We start from the raw sequence: 421 nt of genomic DNA on the forward strand, positions 1-421 counted from the left end.
GACGTCGCAGTCTCTACTGCGTGTTTGCCGTCAAGTGGTGAGGTGTTTCAACTTTAAGGCCCCACGAGGGCTATTTCGAGAGCGAAAATGCTCAATAAAGTGTCCAAAAGGATCAAACTCCACAAGGACTCATCGGTTCGCTCGATCTTGCGACGCCGTAGCGTTCATCGCGCCGGCGCGATTGAAGTCCCTTGTCCAGATTGCATCGAAGGACGCACAGACGAAGAGCGGCTGCTCCGCGTCGACCTCGCCGGATCGTGTCCGATGTTGGTTAGAACCGGGAGCGACAAATTACGGGGTCTATCGCCCCTGACGTGCGAGACGACGCCATTCACCTGGTGTCATGCCCATCCTCTCTGTGAACAAACGCCGGAATGAAGATACAGATTGGTAGCCAACTGATTCGGCTACGGCCTCTGTG

1 protein-coding gene is annotated in these 421 nt (G+C 55.3%); it reads right to left on the bottom strand.

The annotated features are described in order from the left end of the window. Positions 1–300: 300 nt before the first annotated feature. Positions 301–421: AraC family transcriptional regulator (locus tag AB4Y36_RS40490; RefSeq protein WP_368685942.1), on the bottom strand; the 121-nt coding region annotated here is incomplete at its 5' end.

Source organism: Paraburkholderia sp. BR10936 (assembly GCF_040965735.1).
GTDB classification, from domain to species: Bacteria; Pseudomonadota; Gammaproteobacteria; order Burkholderiales; family Burkholderiaceae; genus Paraburkholderia; species Paraburkholderia nodosa_A.